At 68.9% G+C, this 3,564-nt stretch carries 4 protein-coding genes and 1 pseudogene; 3 read left to right on the forward strand and 2 right to left on the reverse strand.

Going from position 1 to position 3,564, the window contains the following annotated elements; translation table 11 throughout:
* Window positions 1-196: pseudogene (locus tag ON45_RS22770) on the reverse strand (ABC transporter substrate-binding protein); the annotation flags it as partial.
* Window positions 197-304: 108 nt separating this feature from the next.
* Between ON45_RS22770 and ON45_RS17065 the strand changes: the two are divergent.
* From ON45_RS17065 to ON45_RS21755, 3 genes are read left to right on the forward strand one after another with little or no spacing between them, the layout of a single operon-like run.
* A complete protein-coding gene (locus tag ON45_RS17065) occupies window positions 305-952 on the forward strand; it encodes a nitroreductase family protein (protein WP_241432236.1) in 648 nt (215 codons plus the stop codon).
* Window positions 953-962: 10 nt separating this feature from the next.
* A complete protein-coding gene (xylB, locus tag ON45_RS17070; RefSeq protein ID WP_040495426.1) occupies window positions 963-2,345 on the forward strand; it encodes a xylulokinase in 1,383 nt (460 codons plus the stop codon).
* A complete protein-coding gene (locus tag ON45_RS21755) occupies window positions 2,345-2,902 on the forward strand; it encodes a DnaJ domain-containing protein (RefSeq protein WP_051063258.1) in 558 nt (185 codons plus the stop codon). Before xylB ends, ON45_RS21755 begins: the two co-directional genes overlap by 1 nt.
* A gap of 43 nt (window positions 2,903-2,945) precedes the next feature.
* Here the strand turns inward: ON45_RS21755 and ON45_RS17080 are convergent.
* Window positions 2,946-3,564 (reverse strand): L-threonylcarbamoyladenylate synthase (locus ON45_RS17080; protein WP_040495427.1); only part of this gene is annotated, 619 nt, incomplete at its 5' end.

Genomic DNA, 3,564 nt, shown 5'->3' on the forward strand with positions numbered 1-3,564 from the left:
CTTCCATGGCTTCGCTGGTCTCGGTCTCAGCTTCCTCCACCGCATCGCTGGCTTCGGTCTCGGCCTCTTCAACCGCTTCGCTGGTTTCGGTCTCGGTGTCGCTGTCGCCGCCATCGTCGTCACTACCGCAGGCTGCGGCGGTGAGCGAGAGGCCAACGAGCAGGGCACCGACGCGCTTCACGCGTGATTTCTGCATGTTGTTTTTCTCCCCCTGTCTGGGAGTGGGCGGGATTGCCCACACGTTTCAGGTGCCGAAAGTGTACGCATGGATGTGACGCGCGACAAAGCACTACGTTGCATCTGTGTGAAGTCACGCAGCGCGGTCGACCTACTCCACGGACTCGCGACCACCCGTTCGATCCGCCGCTACACCGACGATCCCGTCGATCCGGACGACCTCCGTTCGATCCTCTGGTACGCCGGCCGAGCGCCATCGGGATCCAATCGTCAGCCATTCAGATTCCTGGTTCTCCGCGACGGTCCCGACGCTCGTCGGGCCAAGTCGTTGCTCGGTGACGCCTTCCGGTCGGGGTGGAACGCAAAGCGTGAGGCGGACGGGTATCGGCCCAGTCGGTTCGCGGATTCGATGCAACGATACGTCGACCGGTTCGAGTCGATTCCGGTCGTGATCCTCGTGTGTCTCGACCGCTACCGCGAGCCCGATCCGACCGAAGGGGCGTCGGTGTATCCGGCGTGCCAGAACCTGCTGCTCGCCGCGCGGGCGCACGGCTACGGCGGAGCGATGACGATGTGGCACCTCGGCGTGGAGAGCGAACTCCGCGAACTGCTCGGTATCCCATCGAACGTCGGGTTGTCGGCGTGCATCACCCTGGGTGTCCCCGAGGGGAGCCACGGTCCGGTCCGACGCAAGCCACTGGACGAGATCGTGTTCGACGATCGTTGGGAGGCGCCTGCCGACTGGGTCGACGGGTCGACCGAGGAGCCGCAGTAGTTTCAACCGGATGCCACTCGTCGCCGGAGTCGACTCCAGTACCCAGAGCACCAAGGTCGAGGTCCGCGATCTCGACACGGGAGAGGTCGTGGCTTCGGGGCGCGGGTTGCATCCGGCGGTCACCGCTCCGCGCAGTGAACAGGATCCCGAGTCGTGGTGGGGTGCGTTCAACGAGGCGTGGGCCGAAGCGGGTGCACCCGATGTCGATGCGGTCTCGATCGGCGGTCAGCAGCACGGGATGGTGGCTCTCGATGCCGACGACTGCGCTGTCCACCCGGCCAAGTTGTGGAACGACACGGAGTCCGATCCCGACGTCACCCGTCTCGTCGAGCAGCTGGGAGGGGCCGCAGCGTGGGCGGATGCGGTCGGCAGCGTCCCGGTCGCGGCCTTCACGATCACCAAACTGTCGTGGCTGCGCCGCACCCACCCCGACGCCTGGACCCGGATGCAGCGGGTGCTCCTCCCGCACGACTACATGACCTTCCGCCTCACCGGCGAGCGCACGACCGACCGCGGCGATGCCTCGGGCACCGGATACTGGTCGCCGAGCGCCGGCGACTACCGCCTCGATCTCCTGCGGTTGATCGACGACGAGCGGGACTGGAGCACGGCGTTGCCGACCGTGCTCGGGCCGATGGAGACTGCCGGCCGTTGGCGAGACGCGATCGTCGCCCCCGGATCTGGCGACAACATGGCCGGCGCACTCGGCGTGGGCCTCCGTCCAGGTGATGCCATGATCTCGATCGGCACCTCGGGAACGGTGTCCGCGGTGTCGGAGACGCCGACCGCGGATCCATCGGGCACGGTTGCCGGGTTCGCTGACGCCACGGGACGATTCCTGCCGCTGGTCTGCACGTCGAATGCTGCCAAGGTGCTCGACGCATTCCGGCGCATTCTCGGCGTCGATCACGCCGAGTTCGACCGTCTGGCACTCGCCGCCGAACCCGGCGGACCCGTGCTGCTGCCCTATTTCGACGGCGAGCGAACGCCGTATCGACCCGACGCCACCGGTGCGATGTCGGGCCTCCGGAGCGACCTCACCCGTGAGCAGATCGCACGTGCGGCCGTCGACGGAGTCGCATGTGGCCTGCTCGACGGATTGGACGCCATGCGGAAGCTCACCACGTTGGATGGCCGTGTCGTCCTGATCGGCGGCGGGGCTCGCTCGGAGGCGATGCAAGCGGTGCTCGCCGGGCTCGCCGGCATGGACGTCATCCACGCCGACGTCGACGAGGCGGTCGCGACGGGCGCGGCGGTGCAGTCTGCGGCGGTTCTGGAACAGGTCGAGCACGCCGTGATCCAACAGCGCTGGGGGCTGGGCACGGGCAACCCGGTCGACGGTGTCGACGGTGGTTCCATCCGCGAGAGGTACGCCGAGTTGCGCGACGCCTGATGGTCACTCCGCACTCGATTCTGGGTGTGCCACCGGACGCGTCGGCCGAGGAGATCCGCTCGGCGCGACGCGATCTGGCCCGACGTCATCACCCCGATGCCGGTGGTGATTCCGCCGACATGCAGCGGATCAACGCAGCTGCCGCGTTGGCGCTGCGGATGCTGGAGGCCGGTGACCCGCCGGCGACCAGGGAGCCGACGGGGACGTCGCCACGCCGCCACGACACGGCCGAGGAGCCGCCGGGTTGGATCGGTCACTCCCGCGACGTTCCGTCGTTCACGGTCGAGGCCCTCCCGGTCGAGGCGTTCGAGGCGCTCCTGATCGCAGCTGCCGAGCTCGGCGAGGTGGCCGACGACGCCCCTCCGTACGACCTGCGCGTCCTCCTCGCGCCTCCACAGGCCTGCTGGTGTCAGCTCGACGTCGTCCCCGACGCGGGGGCATCGACGGTCAGCGTGTCGATCGCCGCAGCGGAGGGTCACCCGCTTCCGCCCCTCGCTCAGGTCCGCAACGCCTGGATCGAGGTCCTGAACCGACTCGACTGGTCCGACCTCGGCTGACACCGCCGTGACTGTTCATCGGTGACGGGCACCGATGAACATTTCAGGGGCGGGGGGCTGCGGCTTTGGTGAGGCGGTCGCGGATCGCGTGGCCGAGGCCTTCGGCGGGCGGAAGGACGGCGATCAGGCTGCTGACGCCGTCGGCGTCGGCCCGGCGGAGCGATGCGTAGAGGTCACGGGCGTAGCGGGCGACGTCGTCCGTCGCGTCGAGGATGCGTGCCCCTGGCGTTCCCGCCGCGAGGGCGTGTGCGTCGTCGGCGGTGTCGACCACTCGCACTTCGCACGTCGGCGCGTAGTGCGATGCCAGCATTCCGCTCGCCCGGGCGGGACCCGACGCTTGGTCCACCACGGCGCCGGCCAGGATCTCGCGGACCTGCTCACGGGTCACCGCTCCCTCGCGCAGGATCTGGACCGGATTCATCGTGCAGTCGAGGATCGTGCTCTCGACGCCGACCGGACACGGTCCGCCGTCGAGCACGAGGTCGCGTTCCGGGTCCAGGAGTTCGCCGATGTCGGCCACGACGTGCTCTGCGGTCGTCGGGCTCACCGCCCCGAACCGGTTCGCGGAGGGTGCGGCGACGGGAACTCCGGCACGACGGATCATCTCGCGAGCCATCGGGTGCGCCGGAACGCGCAGTCCGACCGTGTCGCGCCCGCCCGCC

This window comes from Ilumatobacter nonamiensis YM16-303 (genome assembly GCF_000350145.1).
GTDB lineage: Bacteria > Actinomycetota > Acidimicrobiia > Acidimicrobiales > Ilumatobacteraceae > Ilumatobacter_A > Ilumatobacter_A nonamiensis.

What these genes read in the sequence shown, in the direction of transcription:
- ON45_RS21755 (WP_051063258.1), top strand. Translation starts at nt 2,345, where the DNA reads ATGGTCACTCCGCACTCGATTCTGGGTGTGCCACCGGACGCGTCGGCC.
- xylB (WP_040495426.1), top strand. Translation starts at nt 963, where the DNA reads ATGCCACTCGTCGCCGGAGTCGACTCCAGTACCCAGAGCACCAAGGTC.